4 protein-coding genes are annotated in these 4,709 nt (G+C 34.7%); all 4 read left to right on the forward strand.

Annotation, left to right across the window (positions count from 1 at the left end):
* Nucleotides 1–421, forward strand: a 421-nt coding sequence (locus ACH2BP_RS05720) for a M48 family metallopeptidase (RefSeq protein ID WP_395057879.1), incomplete at its 5' end; no start/stop codon positions are given.
* 47 nt (nucleotides 422–468) lie between these two features.
* Nucleotides 469–1,329 (forward strand): MBL fold metallo-hydrolase, encoded by an 861-nt coding sequence (locus ACH2BP_RS05725; RefSeq protein WP_395057881.1) that lies wholly within the window; start codon nucleotides 469–471, stop codon nucleotides 1,327–1,329.
* 69 nt (nucleotides 1,330–1,398) lie between these two features.
* On the forward strand, nucleotides 1,399–3,006 hold the full coding sequence (locus ACH2BP_RS05730) for a S8 family peptidase (RefSeq protein ID WP_395057883.1): 1,608 nt from the start codon (nucleotides 1,399–1,401) through the stop codon (nucleotides 3,004–3,006).
* 86 nt (nucleotides 3,007–3,092) lie between these two features.
* A partial coding sequence (locus tag ACH2BP_RS05735) for a M1 family metallopeptidase (protein WP_395057885.1) occupies nucleotides 3,093–4,709 on the forward strand: 1,617 nt, incomplete at its 3' end.

Genomic DNA, 4,709 nt, shown 5'->3' on the forward strand with positions numbered 1-4,709 from the left:
ACTGATAGGTCATGAAGTTTCACATGTAAACAACAGAGATTCGATGAAAATGTTATGCAGAAATTTATCTGGATACCTATTTGTATCGGCAATTTTAGGCGATACTAATGGTATTATGGCGATAATAGGCGATAATGCAAACACATTACAATCACTTTCTTTTTCGAGAAAATTCGAGCATCAAGCTGATGTAGAAGGCTTTAAAATATTAACAGCCAATCATGTCAACCCAAAAGGAATGTCAAATTTGTTTAAGCGTTTGCAAGAAGACAAAAGTGCTTTATCGATACCTGAATTTTTAAGTTCGCATCCAATAACAAACGAAAGAATAAATGATATTGATAAGCTAATAAAATCTAAATCTTTTGTTGTTAAAGACAATCCGAAATTAAAAACCTTATTTCAAGAAATTAAGCAATAAAGAACTAATCTTATTGTTTAATTTATTTTAATCTTTTAATTAAAAAAATGAAACTCTACCCAATAGAAACAGGAAATTTTAAACTCGATGGTGGCGCAATGTTTGGCGTTGTACCCAAAACCATCTGGAACAAAACCAATCCTGCCGACGAAAATAATTTAATAGATATTGCAGCAAGATGTCTTCTTATCGAAGATGGAAACCGATTAATCCTCATCGATACAGGAATGGGAAACAAACAATCGGATAAGTTTTTTGGTTATTATTCACTTTGGGGAAACCATTCGATAGACAAATCATTAGCAAAATATGGTTTTTCACGCGATGATATTACCGATATTTTCATGACGCACCTGCATTTTGACCATTGCGGCGGAAGTATTATTTGGAACAAAGACAAAACCGGTTACGAACCAGCATTCAAAAATGCAAAATTTTGGACCAACGAAAATCACTGGGAATGGGCAACAAAACCGAATAATCGTGAAAAAGCCTCTTTCTTGTCGGAAAATATTTTGCCAATGCAAGAAAGCGGGCAACTTAATTTTATTACCAGAGCCAATTCCGATTTTGAAATGGCTTCTGAATTAAATTTTGATGTTTTTTATGTAGATGGACACACCGAAAAAATGATGATCCCACATATAAAATACCAAGATAAAACCATCGTTTTTTGTGCCGATTTAATTCCAACAGCAGGTCATTTGCCTTTACCATATGTAATGGGTTACGACACAAGACCATTATTAACAATGCCTGAAAAATCAAAATTTCTAACAGCCGCAGCCGAAAATAATTATTATTTATTTCTAGAACATGATGCTCACAACGAAATCATTACCGTCGAAAAAACCGAAAAAGGAATTCGACTAAAAGAAACATTTTCGTGTTTAGAAATATTAACATAATGTTAAAAAATGTAGAATTGATTCAAAAATCAAGACTTTTATGCAAAATTAGAACTAAATTATAAAATCATGAGAATTTTAAACCCCATTTTTATATCTGGAATAATAGCTTTTGCATTTGTAAGTTGCGGCGGAACAAAAGGCGTAATGAGCACAAATGTTGCTAATATCGACAAAATGCTGCTTAAAACAACGCCTATTTCTGAGGCAAATATGAAACGTTGGAGTCATTTCGATTTAGCCAAAGATACCATTCCAGGAATGAGTGTCGATAAAGCTTACGCTGAAATATTAAAAGGTAAAAAAGGAACAAAAATTATCGTTGCAGTGGTAGATTCTGGAGTAGATATTGATCATGAAGATTTAAAAGGTGAAATTTGGACAAATTCAAAAGAAATTGCTGGAAACAAAAAAGACGATGACAATAACGGTTTTATTGATGATGTACATGGTTGGAATTTCCTTGGAGATGCAGATAACGAACAGTTAGAAATGACTCGTATTGTAAAAAAAGGAAATGATGGTTCTCCCCAGTTTCAAGCAGCTTCGGCAGAATTTGAAAGCAAAAAAGCAGAACTTGCGCCCCAAAAACAACAAGTAGACATGCTTCTTGGTGCTGATAAAGCAGTTAGAACTTTTCTGAAAAAGGATAATTTTACATTAGCTGATGTAAAAGCAATGCAAACTACCGATCCGACTTTGATGCAATACAAAGGAATGTTTACACAAATTTTGACTACAACACCAAAAGCGGAATTTGACACTCAAATACAAGAATACAAAGACTATGTTTACGACCAATTGAACTATAATTTAAATACCGAATTTGACGGACGTAAAGTTGTAGGAGACAATCCAAACGACATGAACGACAAAAAATACGGTAACAATAACGTAATTGGCCCTAAAAAAGAAGGAGCAAAACACGGAACACACGTAGCGGGAATTATTGCTCAAGTTCGTGGAAACAACAAAGGTGGTGACGGAATTGCATCAAACAACGTGCAAATCATGGCAGTTCGTGCTGTCCCTAATGGTGACGAATATGACAAAGACATTGCCTTAGCCATTCGCTATGCTGTAGATAATGGTGCAAAAGTAATTAACGGAAGTTTCGGAAAAAACTATTCTCCAAACAGACAATGGGTTTACGATGCTATAAAATATGCCGAATCTAAAGATGTATTATTCGTACACGCTGCAGGAAATGATGCAAAAGACATAGACACAGCACCTAATTTTCCTAACGATGCCGATGGTACAAGTCCAGAATATGCCGATAATGTATTAACAATTGGGGCATTAAACTATGAATATGGTGCATTACAAATGGCAAACTTCTCAAACTACGGAAAAGTAAATGTTGATATTTTTGCTCCAGGTGTAAAAATTTATGCTACAACACCCAAAAATACTTACGAATATTTACAAGGAACTTCTATGGCATCGCCTAATGTTGCAGGAGTTGCAGCTTTAGTTCGTGCTTATTATCCAAGTTTAACGGCTTCGCAAGTAAAACATATTATTATGGATTCTGGAACGTCGCTAACTAACTCTTTCAATTTAGCTGGAGCCGAAGGAATTCAATCTACTTTAGAGTCTATTTCTAAAACAGGAAAAATTGTAAATGCATACAATGCTTTGGTTTTAGCAGAAAAAATGGCTGCAAAAAAATAATTTTTATCTATTTTAAAATTTAAAACACAGCTTTCGCAGGAAATTATAAATCTGTGAAAACTGTGTTTTTTTGTTAATATTATCAAATGAAAAAAATATTCTTAATTACGTTATTTAGTTTCGGGTCTATTTTCGCTCAAAACAACCCAAATCCAGGTTATTGGCAACAAAAAGTTGACTATAAAATGGAGGTGGAGATGGATGTAAAAACCTATCAATACAAAGGGAAACAAACTTTAGTTTATACCAATAATTCTCCCGATACTTTATATCGAGTATACTATCATTTGTTCAACAATGCTTTTCAGCCCAATAGTTGTATGGATGCTCGACTAAAAACGATAAAAGATCCTGACGGAAGAATGGTAACCAAAGTAAAAGTGGGTGACAAAGAAATAAAAGAAAGCAGAATTGCAGCTCTGAAACCTAATGAAATAGGATTTTTAAAGATTTCGAACTTAAAACAAGACGGAATCGAACTCAAAAATAAGGTTGTGAGCACAATTCTTGAAGTAGATCTGGCTAAACCATTATTGCCTCACACTTCGACTACTTTTTCATTAGATTTTGATGGACAGGTTCCGGTGCAAGTTCGTCGTTCTGGCAGAAATAACAAAGAAGGAGTAGAACTTTCGATGTCGCAATGGTATCCTAAAATGGCCGAATACGATTACGAAGGTTGGCAAGCAGATCCTTATATTGCAAGAGAATTTCATGGTGTTTGGGGAAATTTTGATGTTAATATTACTATCGATAAAAATTACGTTTTAGGTGGTACTGGTTATTTGCAAAACGGAAATCAAATAGGATATAATTACCAAGATGCTGGTGTTATTGTGAAGCTTCCTAAGAAACAAAAAACATTAACTTGGCATTTTATAGCACCTAATGTACATGACTTTACTTGGGCTGCGGACAAGAATTACATTCATGATAAATTGGTTACAAGTTTCGGAACGACACTACATTTCTTATACAAGAACAATCCAAACATTATTCAGAACTGGAGGAATTTAGAGCCTAAAACAGCGCAGTTAATGGAAATTTACAACAAGACCGTTGGTAAATATCCTTACGAACAATATTCTGTAATCCAAGGTGGCGATGGCGGTATGGAATATGCGATGTGTACTTTAATTCTTGGCGAAGGAACTTTTGACGGTTTATTGGGCGTAACAGCGCACGAAATGGCACATTCTTGGTTTCAGCACATATTGGCATCAAACGAGGCAAAAAATAGCTGGATGGACGAAGGTTTTACCACTTGGTTAGAAAATTATGGGATGAACGAAATTTCAGATAAAAAAGCAGAAAATCCTCATGCCGATTCTTATGCAGGTTATGCTTCCTTAGTAAAGTCGGGTAAAGAACAACCGCAAACTACGCATGCTGATCGTTATGACGAAAACCGTACATATAGCATTCAGGCATATAGCAAGGGAAATATTTTCTTATCGCAATTGGAATACATGATTGGTAAAGAAAACTTTATGAAAACGCTAAAACGTTATTATGCCGATTATAAGTTTACACATCCTACGCCAAACGACATTAAACATACGGCCGAAAAAGTGTCGGGAGCAAATCTCGATTGGTACCTAAACGACTGGACAAAAACTACAAATACTATTGATTACGGAATCAAATTGGTAGAAGGTGCTGGAGAAAATACAAAAGTAACATTAGAAAGAATAGGTAGAATG

Source organism: Flavobacterium sp. (assembly GCF_043756175.1).
Lineage (GTDB): Bacteria > Bacteroidota > Bacteroidia > Flavobacteriales > Flavobacteriaceae > Flavobacterium.